The 17,265-nt window shown below is 50.3% G+C and carries 11 protein-coding genes; 2 read left to right on the top strand and 9 right to left on the bottom strand.

Annotated elements, in window-relative coordinates; genetic code table 11:
- Window positions 1-5: 5 nt before the first annotated feature.
- The 9 genes from ACFOET_RS00605 to ACFOET_RS00565 all read right to left on the bottom strand — a co-directional run bounded on the left by ACFOET_RS00605 (window position 6) and on the right by ACFOET_RS00565 (window position 14,720).
- Window positions 6-1,445 (bottom strand): DUF5009 domain-containing protein, encoded by a 1,440-nt coding sequence (locus ACFOET_RS00605; RefSeq protein WP_379018481.1) that lies wholly within the window; start codon window positions 1,443-1,445, stop codon window positions 6-8.
- Complete coding sequence (locus ACFOET_RS00600) at window positions 1,435-2,628, bottom strand: copper amine oxidase (RefSeq protein WP_379018479.1); 1,194 nt, start codon at window positions 2,626-2,628, stop codon at window positions 1,435-1,437. The genes ACFOET_RS00605 and ACFOET_RS00600 overlap by 11 nt, the downstream gene beginning before the upstream one ends.
- A 26-nt stretch (window positions 2,629-2,654) precedes the next feature.
- Complete coding sequence (locus ACFOET_RS00595; RefSeq protein ID WP_379018477.1) at window positions 2,655-3,986, bottom strand: alpha amylase family protein; 1,332 nt, start codon at window positions 3,984-3,986, stop codon at window positions 2,655-2,657.
- Window positions 3,986-4,693, bottom strand: a complete 708-nt coding sequence (locus tag ACFOET_RS00590) for a GDSL-type esterase/lipase family protein (protein ID WP_379018475.1) — start codon at window positions 4,691-4,693, stop codon at window positions 3,986-3,988. The genes ACFOET_RS00595 and ACFOET_RS00590 overlap by 1 nt, the downstream gene beginning before the upstream one ends.
- Window positions 4,694-4,708: 15 nt before the next feature.
- Complete coding sequence (locus ACFOET_RS00585; protein WP_379018473.1) at window positions 4,709-6,100, bottom strand: alpha amylase family protein; 1,392 nt, start codon at window positions 6,098-6,100, stop codon at window positions 4,709-4,711.
- A gap of 68 nt (window positions 6,101-6,168) precedes the next feature.
- Window positions 6,169-7,851 (bottom strand): DUF5018 domain-containing protein, encoded by a 1,683-nt coding sequence (locus ACFOET_RS00580; protein WP_379018471.1) that lies wholly within the window; start codon window positions 7,849-7,851, stop codon window positions 6,169-6,171.
- Window positions 7,852-7,870: 19 nt separating this feature from the next.
- Window positions 7,871-9,574: a RagB/SusD family nutrient uptake outer membrane protein gene (locus ACFOET_RS00575; protein ID WP_379018469.1), complete on the bottom strand. Its 1,704-nt coding sequence runs from the start codon at window positions 9,572-9,574 to the stop codon at window positions 7,871-7,873.
- Between the two features lie 12 nt (window positions 9,575-9,586).
- Window positions 9,587-12,781 carry a SusC/RagA family TonB-linked outer membrane protein gene (locus ACFOET_RS00570; protein ID WP_379018467.1) on the bottom strand — a complete coding sequence of 1,065 codons (3,195 nt, stop codon included), beginning with the start codon at window positions 12,779-12,781 and terminating at the stop codon, window positions 9,587-9,589.
- A gap of 52 nt (window positions 12,782-12,833) precedes the next feature.
- Complete coding sequence (locus ACFOET_RS00565) at window positions 12,834-14,720, bottom strand: FAD-dependent oxidoreductase (RefSeq protein ID WP_379018465.1); 1,887 nt, start codon at window positions 14,718-14,720, stop codon at window positions 12,834-12,836.
- A 335-nt stretch (window positions 14,721-15,055) separates the two neighbouring features.
- Between ACFOET_RS00565 and ACFOET_RS00560 the strand changes: the two genes are divergently transcribed.
- Together ACFOET_RS00560 and ACFOET_RS00555 are read left to right on the top strand one after the other, a co-directional pair.
- Window positions 15,056-16,291: an ROK family transcriptional regulator gene (locus ACFOET_RS00560; RefSeq protein WP_379018463.1), complete on the top strand. Its 1,236-nt coding sequence runs from the start codon at window positions 15,056-15,058 to the stop codon at window positions 16,289-16,291.
- Window positions 16,292-16,550: 259 nt separating this feature from the next.
- Entirely contained in the window at window positions 16,551-17,195 is a 645-nt protein-coding gene (locus tag ACFOET_RS00555; RefSeq protein ID WP_379018461.1) for a DUF6266 family protein, read from the top strand.
- The last annotated feature ends 70 nt before the right edge of the window (window positions 17,196-17,265 follow it).

Raw genomic sequence — 17,265 nt, 5'->3', positions numbered from 1 at the left:
CGATGTTACGATTTCCAAAACCATTTTCTTTTCGTGGCATAAGCGGTTGTCCATACCACCAATACTGTCACCACCACCGTTCGGACCAAAGCCAACAGCGCATGGTACTGCTTCAACCCATCCAATAATGGCAAAATATGTAACAAACCAAGGACGGGCATTACCAAAAAAGCGCCCGCGGCATATGCAATCATCGGATTTTGACCACATCGGATAAGCGCCAGCGCAACCGCGTTATGACGGCCCACCGTGGCAATACGGTCACATATCAGGTAAGCAAGAAACGCCAAGCCACTGGTTAAAAACCAATAGCTGAACGAAGAAGGGTCTTTCTTGATGCCGCCTTCAAAGGGCTCGAAGAATACACCCAGTACAACAAAGAAAAACCCCCATTGAAACAGGCGCCGGTATAGCGTCAGCTTACCCGTGCCCGTATTCCGCAATATGAAGAACCCGGCAACCCCTAATAGGGCATTGCCTGCTAAGTTGGCCACCAACTCCCGCGCATAGAGGGTATAGACATTCAACACCACAAAAAGCAGGCTGACCAGGACGATGGACCATGCAGAGCGGTAGTCGCTTTCTTCAAAACGGCCTTCAGCCTCCTTCCGGTAATTAAGCAGCAAGTCGCCCAGTATGGAGCCGGGCAATACCACACAAAGGTATTTAAGGAACGAAAACTGGTAGAACCAAGCGACCGAGGGATGAAATCCCCAAAGGTGGGCCGTCCAACTACCGGGAAGTCCATGCGTAAGCCATACCCCTGCAAACAGTGCCAGCACGCCCATCCGCATCAACCAGTTTCGAGAGGTGAGTACCCATATCAACGAACCGAAAACAGCCATATTAGCGAGTACCAGAATAATGATGTTGCTTTTCCACAGGGAAAAAAAATTGCCCGTATAGTGATGATGGCCCCATACCAATGCTGCAACCAGCGCAAAACCGGCCAGTTGTAAAAGATAGCCCCGCGTTTTACTCCACTTATGCGGCATAAATATGAGAAAAAAGCAGCCGAAAGCGACTAAGGCGGTAAGCCAGTTAATTGGATTACCGGCCTGGAGATTGCCGGGAGTAAGGTAGGCCAACGCCAACGCGAAAAACAACAGCAGAGCACCCCGTTTCAAGATGCCCTTAAACAACAGGAGGTATTGGTTCCTCTCCAGTTTTCCACCCAGCGCCAACGGAAAAGCCGCCCCCATCGAAAACAGAAAAAACGGAAAGACCAAATCCACCCAAGTGATGCCGGGCTTATCGGGATCAAATGTGAAGGCGGGCGGCCCTACCTGGGCATGGTACATCCAACCGGGCCAATTGCCGTCATAGGGAATCAACGATGCCAGAACCATACCGATGATGGCCATACCACGCAGCAGATCGAGCCCTAGGGCACGGAAAGGTACGGACGCCGTTGTTCCAGCCATCACCACTGCACTAGTCAACATCAATGGGTATCAGCACCAGCGGTGTTGGCAGACAGGAAGCCCCTGGCGGCGAATACGTAAAACGGATCTCTTGCTCTTCTCCCTCCGGCGCTGGTTTATACACCTGCACCACGATAGCTTCAGGTGCAGCTTTGGTAATCAGGCGGTCTGAGGGCAACTGCACGATACCCGCAGGATGCACCCCATTGTCCATCACCATTGTCAGCCCCATGCCCCCGCACCATTGATTGTCGGCCGAGCGCGAATTCCAGGTTACCAACGCCAGCCCCTTGCCGTCGGAACTTTTCCATTTCAACTTCACATCATATAACACCCCATAATTTCCGGCATTCCGCGCAGGCTCTTGCGCTTCGCCTACGGTACCGGTTATCCACGGGTCATCGCTGCCATCTGCGACGATCAACTGTGCAATGCCGTCTTTCGTATCCAGCGGCTCGGTATTGGATATCCGGTAATTTGATACGCCAAACAGCCCCCTGCCTGCATTGACATGGCTGTTCGGCACCACCGAATCGATACGGGCATAGGCCACTTCGCTGGGGGTGTCCACTGCCGTTTGCAGCACACTGATTTCCGCGGGCTGATCAATCACGAACTCGTAAAAGCCATGCACCAGCTCATCATACTTCACCGCCTGCGTTTCAAGCTCCTCATCAATAGCTAACAGCCCGCCCGGTGCGACCTTCCGTACGGTCTCTGACGGCTGGGAAGCAAAAAAGTCGGCCAACCCTTGCTTACCTACCTGAAAATAATTCTTGCTTGCCGGCTGCGAAGAATAGCGGAGCATCCGGATGGACATTTCGTAATTTCCTGTATTGCGGATCAATGCCGTTATTTTCCGCTCCATCTGGTGCGGTTCTTTCACCCCGTTCACGTTGTAAACATACAACCTTACTGCGCCGGGCTGCACCTGTTCCCGCAGTACCATGGCCTCGGGCAGCCGGATGTATTCCGGATCGTCCGATATAATGAACTGCGGCCCCGGAAGGATGGTCTTGTTATAGTCGATCTTGCTGATATCCGTAGACAACAAGTTCTCCAACGTGACCACTGCCCCCTGTTTAGCCTGTAGTAACTGCGCCTGCTGGGAAGCGTCGGGCAGCTGTGCCACCTGTGCCACCGTACTACACCCCCACATTCCGACTATGACGGCGATTAAACAGCCTTTATTAACGAGATTCATCTGATTTAAACGTAATAATTAGTAAACTACTTCAATCCTTCTTCCAAATAATCCCACCAGCCAAAGTTGATGACATGCACAATATCGAAAACCATCACACCCTGAGACTTGGAACGGCACATCTTGATGGCCTTAACAAATTGCTCCGGATCCCCTTTATACTGTTCCACATATAACCCGGCGTAAACCGGAACTTTGCCCTTGGTGACTTCGTTAACCAACTCTGCTGATCCTTCTACAGTATACCAGCTTTCAGCCCCTACCTGCAGCCCCGATTCCGTATGCCTTACTGCTTGGTCAGCCAATGCCTCCGTTTCTTTCTTTTCCACTTCCACGTAATAGTTGCCCGTGGTAAACAGATCCAGCGCTTCCGCATAGCCGAATTGTTTATATTCGGGCGTTGCCCACTCAAAATCAATGGAAGGGTCATATTCCCTGCTGGCGAAGTTAACACCCACATCATAATATAGCGGATACCATGAACCGGTATAGTCGCCAAAGGAAATATCGGGATTAATCTGCTTGACTTCTTCGCGCGCACGGTAAATGAAATCGTGTATTACCTTGGCGCGCCATTCCAACCAATTTTTGTAAAGTGGGCCTTCGATCCGATCTTTTCCCTCGCCGGAATCATATGAAAAAATAGCTGCCGGGAAGTTTTCGACCGGTCTTCCCAGATACGCCTCAAACAAGTCGCGAGAGGCATCGGAGAAATCGGCTTCAATGCCGTCATAGCGCACCCTGTCCAGGATAATTCCATCCAATTGTGGATAGCTAGCCACCAGCTCCTTGATAATCGAAAGTTCATAATCCTGCACTTCAGGCAGCGCAGGGTTCAGCATGGCAGAGTACTTCTTTTTCTGCTCGGTGATGGGTGTCATCCCTTCGGGCAGGTACGATATCGTTTGCCAATGCTGCTTGTCCTCATCGGTATACACCACGCCACGGTCAAAGAAATTGTGGCCTGCTACAAACACATTCGTCGAAGCGTGGACCGCAAGCCCGAGGCGATGCCCCTCTTCAATGAAAAAAGAAAGCATATCCCATGTCGTATCCTTTGTACCGCTTTCGTATTCCCCTTCCCACTGGATCATCTGCGGAGCCAATTTGCTGGGATATAACACCTCTCCAGTAATCGGCTTGACGTCTACCACCACATCGGAAATGCCGATGGCCTTCGATTTTTCCAGGTAGAACGTGATGGAATCTTTTTCGCTGAAACGCTTGAAATTCGCCGTGGCATCAAACCAAAGGATGTTTCGCCGTTCATGCGCGGTATCGTTTGGTTGATTTTCGGCAGTGCATGCGATAAACATTCCACCGGCCAAGCATGTTACAAAATATGCAAGCTTCCTCATTATTTCTTGTTTTTTAATCCTTCATCAATTAAGTAAGGCGCAATGATCGCCTGCCAGATGGCATACCCCTTTTCGTTGAGGTGAATTTGATCTTGTATAAACAGCTCAGGCCTGAGCTTGCCGTTGCGGTTATACAACAACTGAGCAACGTCGATATACTGCACGTGTGGTTTGGTTTCCGTGAGCTCCCGCACCAGTCGATTAGCGCGCAGATACGCCGATTCCCATTTTGCCCGCGCCGGACTCGGTTTAGTAGAAACGATGCTGACCACTGTGCCCGGTAAGCGTACTTCCACCAAGCGCACAAAGGTGATCACATCTTCAAGGTATTGCTCGGGCGTCATTCCCGAGGCGATATCGTTGTCTCCTTCATAGAGCAATATTTGGCAGGGTTTGTAGGGCATTACTACCTGATCAAAGAAATACAGGATATCGTATAACTGCGAACCACCAAACCCCCGGTTAATGATCCGGTGGCTTGGAAACGCTTTATCGGCATCCTGCCAGCGCGTAAATGACGAACTGCCAACCATAAGAATTGCGCCCTGCGTTATGCCGTTTTTGGCATCCTCGGCCTTAAAAGCCGCTATTGAAGGCCGCAGCTGTTCAATCCGGTTACGATGAAGTTCAGGCACCTCCTGCGCACTGCCACGCCAAGCTAATGACAGTAGACAAAGCAATAAAGATAACCTCAATAGTTTGTTCATTGTCTTTTTTTTACGTTACTCACCTTTTATCCCTGCCTTTACCGCGTCAAACAGCGGCTGCTTCAATTGGTTGTACGGCGCGCCATACATGTGTACCACGTCAAACAGCATGATCCCCCCTGAAGTGCGCGACAGGATATATTTTATCGCCCGGGTGATCTCGGATTTCGAGCTGTAACCCACATTGCCGATATCCAAGCTGCCATACAGCGGCACCCTATTTTTAGTGATGTATTCCGAGCCGTTAAGGGACCCTTCAATACTCCACCAGTGGTATTTAAGATGTGCCGTGGTGGGATTCTCCGAAAGCATGATCTGGGTGAAATAATTCCCGGTCATTAAGATGTCCAGTTCTTCGGCATAGCCTGTCTCGCCGTACCCCGGATACGCCCAGTCAAAGCGGACTTCAAAATCCTGGAACGGGTCATAATCCTTGCTGGCCCAATTTACCCCCATTTGATAATAAGTTCCGTACCAAGCGCCAACGTATACACCAAAATCTACTTCGGCATCGACTGACTTAACCGCAGCCTTGGCCTCTTTGATGAATGACTGAATAACAGACGACCGGTAAATCAGCCATTGATTGTAGTATTTTCCGGTTGTTGCAGGGAGCATCTGGCCATCACTTTCGCGCCAGCTTTCAACAATGTCCTGTGGAAACCGCATCTGCCGGGCCTGCGTATTATTATATTTCGTTTCCAGAAATTCGACAAACTGCTGCTTGCTCAATTCGGAAAAGTCGGCAGCAATGTTCGAATACCTGCCGTAGTCAAGAATAAATCCGTCCGGTTTAAATGTCCGGACGATTTCACGGACGATATTAAGTGCGCGTTCCCTGACTTCGGGAGCCGCCGGATTGACAAATACATTCCGGCCAGTCGCCGAAATAGGCCCAAGTTCACCAGCCGTATTGGTTACTACAACGGATTCGTAATTTGACCGATATTCCGGATGGTCATATACGTACCCGAAACCGCGCCGATCACCGTCCACGAACGTGACGATGGAAAGGTACACCTTAAACCCCCGCTCCCTCGCTTCAGCAATCATAAATGGCACGTAATCATCCAAGCGATTTTTCCCATCCAGCGTTTTGACTTCGTCGGTATAAGCGCTTGGATACATTGTCCACCCCGAGCTGTTTTTTACATCAATCACCAAGCCAGTTACCCCACAATCCTTCAACGTGTCGAGCACCGCACGAGCCTCATCCTTGTCGTGGAAACGGCCATACGTTCCAAATACATTTGACCGAGCATCCACCCACACCAGCACTTCTTTGCCGGGTGTAATGTCTTCTACATCATCGTCACCATGATCGCCCGTATCGGGCTTACCGACGTCTTTCTTGCAGGAAAACAGTGCGAAAAAAACGGCACCCCAAATAATTAATCTCAAATTCATACCAGTAGTTATAAAGGCAATACGGGACATACCGTATTGCCGTGAACAAAATCTTTCATTAGCGAATGTTAGATATCGACGCAATCAAACTGTACTCCGACCACATAACCATTCGTAAACATGAAATAAAGATACAGGTAGAAGCCATTCTCCGACACCCGCATCGCCACGTCGCCAGTACCGTTGCCGTTTACAGCTCCGGATGCTGCGGCTGGGCCGTATCTCCCTTTTTCCGGCGCCCATATTAGGCCCGGGGCCGTATTCGCAGAAGGGTCGCCTGAGAAACCAGCTTCAGTATCAATCAGGAATACCTGATCGGCCGACCCCCAGGTAAAGCTATTCACATGGTTATAGGCAACGAATTTTCCGTTATTGAACTCCGTGAAGTCGACCGCATTAGCGATAAAGTTCGCGTTTAACCGATCTAACGTCGCTGCCACTGCATTGCTTGTGCCGCTAACCCGGGCCAGCCGGTTATCAGAATATCCGATTACATAGTAATCGCTCTCCAAATTGGTCGCAGACGTGTGGATCACGTCGGCATTGTTATTGCTCCAGGAGTATCCCGATATCGTGACAATTTCCGGAGTCTGCGACACCAGGCTTCCGCCAACCACGCTCCACCGGGCAAAGCTACTGGATTCTACCCCCACAACCGGAGCCGTAATGATGGCATCTCCGTCTACACTGCCTTGAATCGAAAATTTACGGCCGAAGGATGTCCCTCCTGCGTCCCACTGGATAAACGGTTCTGGCGCCGCGGTTACGGACGATAGCTTCCAGATATTGAAGACATTGCCGTCATTGGGTGTCAGGTTCGATACCAGGATGTTTCCGCCAGCGTCTCCTGTTGAATAAAAGTTCCGCAGACTTCCCCTGATCGGGCCCAAATCGATTTCCCCTACCCTTTCGCCGGTAAACGCGTTGATGTAGACGCTGTTTTGATCACGCGTATTGAGCACCACGAAATCGCCGATCGCAGCAATACCCCCCGTCATATTATCGACTGAAATGCCCAGATCGCCTTTAAGCCGCTTTTCAAAAAGAATCTTGGCACTTCCCGGTCGGATGCCTTTCGGCAATTTGGTCGCCTCAATGGTCCGTATGGTGTAGTTACGCTGTACGTTACCTACGGATGATACGACAAAAGGTACCGGCCCTGCCAGATCAATGCTTTCACCATCTTCGATGGATCCCGACGAGTGCCTGTTGATGGTATAAGTAAACACTGTATTGGATAACACCGTCCCCGGCACAATTGAAAAATTGATGACATCACCCTGAATGATCGCCTGCAGCTCCTGCCGCTGTCCGGTCTCGTCGTCATAAGTTAGCAACGCGCGGGAAACCTCGGTATTCCCGACTTTCCTAGCCTTCACCACATAGGTATTGACAGCACCTGAGCCCGATGTAACGGTCAACGTCCGCTCGGCGGTCAGATCCCAAAAACCGTCCAGTGAAGGCGTCACCGTGGCGTCTGAAGGTACCGTAACCCGAAGCAACATCCGAGAAAGATCCATCTCATTATCCGAGTCAATCGGATAGAAATAGTCAATATCCAAGAAAATCGTATCCTCGACAACCCGGCCTACAAACAACCGATCCCTTCCCCGGCCTTCAATGGTGGCATACACGTCACTGATTTCATTGGCTTCATTCCGCTCTCTATACTCCAATTTCTGGCACGAGACCATCACCATCCCTACCAAAAGCGTTAGAAACGCTAGGGATATTATATTAAATGTTTTCATGTTCAATAACAATAATCAATTACCAACCCCTGATCTGATCCAAAGCATTGTTTCGTTGCACCTCTATTTCTGGAATAGGCAGGTAGTACAATGCAGGCGTAAAGCTGCGGTCGAAATTATCGGCCTGCACCACCTCATAGCCAAACCCATCGCCCATCGCGACTGGCCGGTGGCCGGTAAACCGCGTCGCATTCAGCACTTCGTGCGCCTTGCGCCACCTTCTTAGGTCCCAGAAGCGGTGCCCTTCGAAAGCAAGCTCCACTATTCGCTCGTGTTCGACCAATTGCATTACGCCCGTTTTATTCGCCGCAGCAACAGGAGGCAGGCCACGTTTCTCGCGCAACACATTGATGGCTCCCACCGCACCACTGATATCATTGACACCCGCCTTTGCCTCGGCGAGGATCAGCAGGACCTCAGCATAACGCAATTCGATCCAGCTTTGCGTACTCCTATTGATTACAAAGTCTGTATTCGCCGGATCCAGCATTTTCCGAGCATAATAGCCTGTAACCGTACGTTTGGGATCACCCATTGTTCCGTAGGGAATGAAGCCTTCGAGCACATCGCTTTCTGTCGTATTGATTGTCCGTCCTTTCCACGAGGCTCCATTGTATAATATTGTTGCATAAAACCGCGGCTCTCGGTTCGCATAAGGATCGGCACTGTGCGCTGGATTCGACCAAGAAAATGCACTTCCGTCAGCCATTTGGAATTCGTCCACCAGTTCGGCGGTCGGCACGCCGTACACCAGCGTCTGTCCGGGCGCATCACGCGGCGGCGTGAAGCCCAAATCATACTGATGTGTTACTTGAGGCGCAGCAAAATCAACCCGGAAGATGGCTTCTTTGGTGTTCCTATTCGTGAAAATGGAGGCGAAATTCTCGTCCAATGCATATAACCCTTCGTTTGCCAGGTTTACGACCTCTTGCGCCGCGGCTGCTGCATTGCCGTAATACTCCGTGGCTTTATCTGCCGGTACACCGGTCAGCGGATCAACATTATATTGCCCGCCATCATATTCAGCTGAAGACGCCGCATACAACCACGTCCGTGCCAGCATGGCGTAAGCGGCTCCTTTAGTGGCCCGGCCGGCGAGGTGGGTTTTATCCAGGTGTTCCGCAGCGAATGCAAAATCCGCGGCAATGAAATTCCAGCAATCGTCTTCGCTGGATCGGCCATGGTCTTTCGTTGCGTACTGCTCCAGGTTCTCAAAAAGCACCACGCTTCCGTGGATACGCATCAACCAGAAATAAGCATAGCCACGCACAAACCGGGCTTCGGCTTCATACTTGAGTTTCTGATCGTCGTTCAGCACGGACTTTTTGTACAGGCCATCGAGGAATTCGTTGACCCGACGGATACGGTTATACCCTGCGCTCCAGTAATTCAATCCGACACTTGCCGGATTGAATTGGTTGGCGTTGGATACCAAGATATTGACGGTGCCGTTGCCTGCCGTCGATGATGTGTACTTCATGATATCGGCCAACGCATCCGTAGCGTTGTCATAACCCAACCCAGGGAACAGGCCGAATTGGAAGCTTTTGAATTCAGCATACAATCCATTGACGTACAATTCAGCCGTACTTGGATCCGACCAGATCAGTTCTTCGCCATAGCGATTCTGGGGGATCACGTCTATGCTACAGCTTTGTGCCGTCACAGCGGCTGCTGCTGACAGCATAAGAATGGACTTTTTGATATATTTTATTGTGCTCATGTTAATCTCGTTTTAAAAGGTGACGTTTACACCGAAAGCAAAAATCCGCTGCTGGGGATAGAACCCGTTGTTTACGTTGGGCATCTCCGGATCCAGATATTTTAAGTAATCAAAGGTAAACAGGTTGGAACCGGTGACTGTAAGCCTCAATTGCTGGAGCCTTGCCGGGGCAATCCACCGATGGGGGAACGAATAGCCCAGCTGCATCGATCGGACGCGCAAGTAATCCCCCCTTCGTTCCCAACCCGAATTAATATGCGCATTGTTAGCGGATAAGTTGGCCCTATAGGCGGTAAGCCGTGGGAACTCTGCGTTCGGATTATCAGGACGCCATGAATTTTCTACCAGGTAGTAAGGTGAATTTCCGTAGCCATAAAATGCCCGGGTAAAGGCGGTGTTATCGTCGACACCGCTAGTACCGCCTGATCCTTCGTACGTGCCCGCAAGGTTGACACTGGCTAACCCAGCGCCCTGCAACAAGGCCGAAAAATCAAAACCTTTATAGGCGAGGTCGATATTCAGACCATACATCAGCTCGGGAATATTTGACCTACCGATGTAGGTCATGTCTTCCGCCCGGGTAAGCTTTCCATCACCATTCAGGTCGCGGTATCTGAAGAATCCCGGTGCCATAATGCCGCTGCTGGGAGAAGGGGTGTTGCGCGCCTCTTCCCACGTCTGCACCATGCCGTCGACAACAAAGCCGATCTTGGTTCCCACCGGCTTGCCAATTAAACTCTGCCAGGAAGGGATATTATCGGCTTCATCCAGTCGAAGATAGCGGTTGCGCGACCAGTTGACATTTCCGGTAACGCCCAGCCTAAACTGGCCGAACGCCTGATTGTAGCGTAGTTGCGCATCAAAACCACGATTGTCCAGTTCACCGACGTTGACTGTGCTTGGGAAATAGCCACCTATCGAAGGAGGGTATAGGCTTGCCACACCGGCCAAAATATCGGTAGTGTGTTGGTAAAACCACTCGAAATCCAAACCGAATCTGCCATTGAGGAAACTTGATTCAAAGCCAACGTTTGTAGTGGTCGTCGTTTCCCAGCGGATATCCCGATTCGGAGGAGCGTTGGTATAAATAGCGGCTACCGGCTGGCCATCTATGACCACTACGGGATTCGTGTTTTGCGAAAATGTCGGTACGTATCCAAAATTTCCATAACCTTGTCGGTCACTACCTGCACGGCCCCATGAAGCTTTCAATTTAAGGTTATCCACAAATGATACCCCTTCTTTAAAAAAGTCTTCCTCGCTCAACAACCAGGCTGCGCCGGCCCCGGGAAATGCTTTCCACCGATTTTCCGGGGCGAAATTGACCGAGGCGTCCCAGCGCGTTACCGCTTCCAACAGATAGCGTCCTTTATAGCTATAGTTAACACGCCCCACATAGCCTGCCCGAGCGTCCATTACGCCGGTAGACCCCGTAGGAGCTATCCGGTCTTCGTCAGCCCTGCTCCCGTAATCAATGTCCTGGATGACGGTAATCGGCAAATTGCTTGCTCCGGCTGAAAACAAATTGCTTCCCGCGCGGGACCACTCGTAGAGCGCTAAAAGCGATAAGCTGTGGTCGCCTAATGTCTTGTTATAGGAAATACTCGGCTGAAACGTCTTTCTGAAATTGGTGTTGTAACTCTGGCGAACGGAATTTTTAGTAATCCCTGGCACGGTATACAAATGCACGAAATCTCCTGTCACTTGCTCGCGGCCACGGCCCATCGTTTCATAGGGTGTCAGCCAGCCTTTATTCTCCTGTCCGGTGTTGTCATAGGATGCGATCACCTTCGCTTCGAGCCCCTCTACTCCCGGTACTTTGAAGTTGACGTTCATGGTACCCTGAAAAATATTCGACTTATGCCGCTGGTAGCCGGACTGTTCTACCGACGCGATGGGATTGACAAAACCAGCATTTGAATTGTAACTGACAGGAAGCCCGTTTGGCGCATACATCGGCAAGTTGGGCAACATGCGTGCCGCTTGGGCAAACGGATTCATATACGCTGAGTTATCGGGCGAAATTCCCGGTGTGTTGGTCAATTGCTGACGCAACCCGAGATTGATGCCTACTGTCAAATATTGATTGACGGTCGCATCCACTGTAGCGCGCACATTATAGCGTTTAAAACCAGTATTAGCTATTACACCGTCTTGGTCCAAGTGTGCCAAAGACGTAAAATAACGGACATGTTCATTTCCTCCGTTGATCGTAACCCCATGATGTTGGGAATAGCTATTGTTGTCGAGCAACATTCCCATCCAGTCCGTGTTGCCAAACAACGGATTGGTATTGGTACCGTTACGCACCGCTTCAATCAAGTCAGGTGAATACAAGGCAGGTATTGGGTTCATGTCATGGTTAATGAAGTAGTCATTATCCACTTCAATGGCTCTATTGTACCATTCCATGTAATCCGGCCCGTCCAGGAATTTCGGGAAGCGAGTGTTCTGACCGATGTTCAACGATCCGTCATAGGTGATGCGTGGCGCCGAATGGCTCCCGCTTTTCGTTTTGATTAAAATGATGCCGCCAGCAGCTTGTAGGCCGTATGCCGCCGTTGCCACCGCGTCCTTGAGAATTGTGATACTCTCAATTTCACTTGCATCCAAATGATTAAATGAAGGGCGCTGTACCCCGTCGATAATAACGAGTGGGGTCCGGTTCGATCCATAGGTGCCGACACCCCGGATGTACAACGTCGCATCATCCGCCCCGGGTCTTCCCGATTGTTGAAGCGTGGTCAGGCCGGGGAGTCGCCCCGCCAGCGTGTTCGTGATATTCATGGCCGGTGCCTTCCTGATCTCCTCGCCCTTAATTTGGGCAACAGAACCAACCACCGATGAACGCTTCTGGGTTCCATAGGCAACCACAATCACCTCATCCAACAATTGATCACCTTCTTCCAGAACAACGGAGATATTGCCTTCCTCGTTTACCGTTTGCTCCTGATCCAGGTGTCCTATATAAGCAAACTCCAACACGACCGGGAAGGCGGCAACCCGTACGTTGAACTGGCCATTTGCGTCTGTACTGGTCGCTGTACCGGATACACCTTTGATTTTAACACTCACGCCAGCGAGCGGAATACCCGCTGCGTCCCGGACTGTTCCGGTCACCGCCGACTGCTGCGCCATGGCCATGGAACAGGCCAACAGCAGCATCAGACCCAACATCAATCTGATGACTCGTTTTTTGCTGTACATATAAAGCATACTTTAAGGGTTTAAATGAAATTTTGATTAGTAAATGCTGTTCTTATTTATCAATGGAAGGGTGTCCTTCGAAATTAACGGGAATCGTAAACGGGTCGTGGAAATAGTCGACCAGCACGGCCGCTTGCCTTCGATCCAATTGCGAGACGGCCGTCGGGTCATCCTGCAGCTCGAGGGCAGACCAAACCCCTTCCAATTCATCTATCGTAACGGAGCGCCCACACAATGCCATCACCTCCATGAGATAACGTATGGTCAACGGTTCGCCGGACGCATCCCAGTAGTGGCTTAACGCTGGGTAGAACGGCCGTAATCCGTCGACCAGCTCATATTCGCTGATCGCCCGTTCAGGATAAAACCAGGTTTGGTTAGCCCATTTATAAGGTACTCCAACGCCTTTGATGATGCCTGTAGCGCCTATCCGCTGCATTGCCTTGAAATGCGGGTCTTCCGTCGGCACGTCAATGTAGGGCATGATATAGGCACGAGATTCCAACAACGCCGCCTGCACATCGCGGATGGGCACCTGTGAAGGGTGGACACCCCGTTCCACCGCCAGCGCCGCGATGGTGCCAGCCGCCTGCCCGATGCCCAGTACCACCGGCTGCAGCCGCGTCGCTCCGTTGACGATATTGCTCACACCAATGCTTTTTTCGGCAACAATCAAACCCTCGAAGCTTTCAGGTATCAGCGATCCCATCGGTACGTTATAAGAAGGCACCCTGATCTTGACGAAATCAATCTCTGGAGCATTGCCGTATTTGTAATGGTGATGGTCAATGGTGTAGTCGCCTACGGCAATTCCGGTCCGGTAATAGGCTTGGGGCGTATCGAACGGTGTCATGACGTGCTGCAATGCAAACAACGACTTGGCCTTCAGCCGCCGTGATTCACGGTGGTAAGGAATCATCGGGAAACCGTCTTCCGTGGGGTATTCATCGTAGGCAATTCCGAGGTTTTTAAATCCAAGTTCATGTTGGATGTAATAAACGAAACGCAGCGTCATCTGCTTGGCTTCTTCCAATAACACCTCCCGCTCTGCCCTGGTCTTCTCAACAACGTTGAGGTAGATATCGTTGCCTTTCTTCGGCCAGTTGATCATGTACTTATTGTTAGGCAACCGCCCATAGGTGAGCATCTTGAAGCAGTCGTTGTTGTCCTTATTAAAGGTAGCCGGATCAGACACATCACAGCAGCCGTCGAACTCGTCCTTCCGGTAGTTTTCAGGTCTGGGGATGGTCGCGTCCGCACCCTCGCCGAAATCCTTCAACGTTATCACATACGTCAGATCCTGTACAATGTCGTTGCCTTCTTCAAGGGCATAAGGCTCATTGGTCAACGATCGACTGTCCATGCCCAGATAATAGGGCACCTGGAGGTATGCCATTACATCTCCCAGTTCGGTGGCGTCTATCAGCACCTTTCCAGAGATATTTTTTTTCCTGCTTTTCCGATCCTTGACGGTAATTTCCCACCCTGAAGTAGTTTTATGAACCGCTTCCCATGTCGTTTCATAAAGCACCTCAATACCCTGTTCCTTGGCCACCATCCGTTTCAGGATCTGGTTGCCTACAGCCGGTTCGAATAGCGTATTACTCACCCATCCTGTTTCGACGGCTTGAGGACCACCGTAATAGCTGTACAATTCCTGCCGAAACTCGCCCCATAAGCCGGCAGGTAAGCGATGATTCCCATCAATAGCTGACACACCCGCTGCGGTAAGCATACCACCAAGCCAAGGTGTCTCTTCAACCACCACTACTTTTGCACCCATGCGGGCTGCCTGAATTGCAGCCATGGTGCCACTGGCTCCGCCGCCCACGATGAGTACATCAGCCGTTTTAGCCTGCCCTGATGCGAAACCGTTCCAGTGGAACACGGTGATAACCATCAGTATCTGTTTAATTATTGCCCCTATCGTCAACTTCATATGTTTGCCTTAAAGTCAATCCTTTGGCGGCTTTAGCCTCGATAAGCGATTAAAGACACCCTTTATCATTGTATGCTCCCGAAGGTTAAATTTGGTTCACTATAGCGTATGCAGTAATGCCTCGCACATAATCCAATCCGGCTTTAGAAGTTATTTCTAAAATCAACGGCTAAATAACAATATTATTTTTTAAACATCAAATTAATATTAAATTATTTTAATAATTATCACACATTTGATACGTATATCGCGAAATCACCCACCTCGTTTGTTTTTCTTATTAAAATAATTTAATAAACATTATCTTTGGCGTTACGATCATCAAACACCGCTTTATGGAGAAAAAAATCAATTTTTTTGAAGCGCTGCATAGCCAGAAGCTCTCTGGGGTAGCCTACAAAAACATGGTTTATAAAAAGCGCATCCTTGCCCATTTAGCCAATATGGGTAACTGTACAATCGCCGACTTAAGTAAAGAACTTGCCATTAGTATTCCTAAAACCAATGAATTGGTCAATGAACTGCTCGATGATGCCATCATCACCGACGATGGCAAGACAGAAGCTGGCGTAGGACGCAAAGCGAACATGTATGGCCTGGAAGCCAACTCCGCGTTTTTCGTTGGCGTAGAAGTGAGCAGCTATCACATCAACATTGGACTGATGAACTTCAAACGCGAAATGGTCAGCACCCGGGAGCACATTGACTATCAATTGGACAACACCGAGAAATCACTCAACGCCCTGTGTCAGACCCTGCGCCACTTCATCGACTCATGTGAAGTGGCCAAAGAACAAATCCTTGGCATCGGCGTAAACCTATCGGGGCGTATCAATAATAAAACCGGTTACAGTTTTAGCTATTTCAATTTTCACGAGGATCCACTCAGCAAAATCATCGAGCAAGAAATTGGTATACCCACGTACCTTGAAAACGACTCCAGAGCGATGGCCTATGGGGAATTTTCCAGCGGCATCGTAAACGGTGAGCGGCACGTCTTATTTGTCAATATTGACCATGGCATAGGGTTAGGTATCATGATCAATGGCGAGCTATACTATGGAAAATCTGGCTTCGCCGGAGAGTTCGGGCATATTCCGGTTTTTGACAACGAGATTATCTGCCGCTGTGGCAAGAAAGGCTGTCTCGAAACCGAAGCGTCAGGCATCGCACTCCGGAGCAACTTCATTACACGCCTCAACGCGGGTGCGACCAGTATTGTAGGAAAGAAACACAAAGACGTCAGTGCAATTACGCTCGCCGACATCGTGGAAGCGGCAAAAAACGATGACACGCTGGCCATAGAGTTGATCGATGAGGTGGGCGAAAAGCTTGGCAGGGGCATGGCGACCCTGATCAACCTTTTCAACCCGGAGCTGGTGATTCTCGGCGGCATATTGGCAAACACAGGCGAATACCTGAGCCTGCCGATGAAAAATGCCATCAACAAGTATTCACTTAGCTTGGTAAATAATGATACGCGTATAAAGACATCCAAGCTCGGTGAAAAAGCCGGACTGATGGGCGCTTGCCTGATTCTTAGGGATCGGCTTTTAGCCATCACTTCCTGAACTTCTACGCCTGCGCCGACGGCACATGCTGTATACTAAATCGGCCAACCTAAGTCGGCTCACCGCCACAAAATCCATACAAGCGCCAAGCCTTTTCTTCAAACAATTAGTATATTAAAAGGACTCTATAGGGATTTCATAGGGAGATCATAGGGGCAAATCCCTATTATCTCCCTATTATCTTCTATTTAAATACCTGTTACATTTTAATTATTTGAACCGACTTTGTATATTTGGACTATAACCAATAGAACAAATTATGGCAGTATTCAAAAACGGACCGAACGGAAGCTTCAGCGGAAAAGTAGGCAGCGTCGTCGGCTATAAGTGGAAAGGCATCGATGTCATACGTGGGCTTCCCCGTAAAAGCAAAAAGCCTCGCAGCGAGGCGCGGCTGGCGAATGAACAGGCGATGAAGCTCATCATGGGCATCCTGAAACCTTTGAAGCTCTTCATCCGGATGGGCTTCCGGTATGCGGCTGAGCCCTTGAACATGAGCGCTTTCAACCTCGCTTTATCGGTTAATAAAAAGCAGGCGATCAAAGGGCAGTATCCCGATCTGGAGATCGACTGGGACAACCTGCATATTAGCCGGGGCGACCTCGCAGGGGTCAAAAGCCTGACCGCTGAATGGACCGATGCAGGCCTCCGGGTCAGCTGGGAGAAAACAATCGCCAACGGCCCCGGCCACGCCAGCGACCTGTTGTCACTCGCCGTGTACTCGGCCGAAGAGGATTTCTGGTATCCCTTTTTCAACGCGGCTACCCGCGATACAGGTGAATGCACGCTCTCAATCGACCGGGATTGGCGCTCCTTCGAGGCACATGTCGTTGCGCTGTTCGTGTCGTATACCGGAGATGCCGTGTCCAACAGCGGGCATGTGCATGTCCTCGCAGGCGCCTGAACCAGCCCCTTCCTCCACAGCAGAATCGTCGAAACTACCTCCTTATCCTGCGCCGGCGGCGAATCAGTAC

This window comes from Parapedobacter deserti (genome assembly GCF_042646065.1).
Taxonomy (GTDB): Bacteria; Bacteroidota; Bacteroidia; order Sphingobacteriales; family Sphingobacteriaceae; genus Parapedobacter; species Parapedobacter deserti.
The sequence above is the reverse complement of the archived record's forward strand: the minus strand, read 5'-3'. Positions and strand labels throughout refer to the sequence as shown.